Genomic DNA, 720 nt, shown 5'->3' with positions numbered 1-720 from the left:
TTTGTCAACTTCGGACGACGGGGCAACTCCGCGAGAACCTCCCAACTTTCCCGCTTCTTTTCCGACCGACGGCCTGAGCGACGCGAGGGCCTGGCTCGCTGATCCAAAGATGCTAGCGACCGTATCAATTGATCACGACTTCGCCGATTACCACTTATGGATTGACAAATCAATTTATACAATCGCATTTGCATCTTTTCTGCTGTCGAGATGGGATGATGACCGGATTCCACGGACTTTTTCCGTTTCCTGGGTTCATCATGTTTACTTGACAATTCGGAGGAAATCCGAGAAGACCCTGCCGCGGCACGCTGGGAGCGAACCGAGGTTGGCTCCCCTCGCCGCTGGGGCCGAATGGGGGAAGCCTCGCCGTGGGTCGCTCCCTGCCGACGCTGGCGGCGGGCTGTCACTGGTACTTCTGGGGTGGAAGACTCTGCCGCGGGAGGGCAACGCCCCGGCTCTTCTGCCGTTTTAGTCCGCATTTTGAGGCCACCGCCGCGTTGGTGGGTCCGGCCACTTGGGGAAGGCTCTTCACTTCGGGGAACTGCTCGCCGAGCCACCATTGGGATGGGCTTCGCCTCGACGATGAAGGGCACGCTCCGCTTCCGCGATCGACTTGCCGATTTCGCACTGGATACAGAACGATTTGTTCGACGTTGATATTGGTAGAAAAGATCATGTTTTGCTTCGACAGATGGTGCGGGCGCCGGTCGGGGCGGG

Annotated in this window: 1 protein-coding gene; it reads right to left on the bottom strand. The window is 58.5% G+C overall.

Annotation, left to right across the window (positions count from 1 at the left end):
• Positions 1-406: 406 nt before the first annotated feature.
• Positions 407-720, bottom strand: a 314-nt coding sequence (locus H0921_RS18090) for a hypothetical protein (RefSeq protein ID WP_228500111.1), incomplete at its 5' end; no start/stop codon positions are given.

Origin of the sequence: Thermogemmata fonticola (assembly GCF_013694095.1) — a bacterium.
Taxonomy (GTDB): Bacteria; Planctomycetota; Planctomycetia; order Gemmatales; family Gemmataceae; genus Thermogemmata; species Thermogemmata fonticola.
This window is presented reverse-complemented; position numbering and strand designations above follow the sequence as displayed.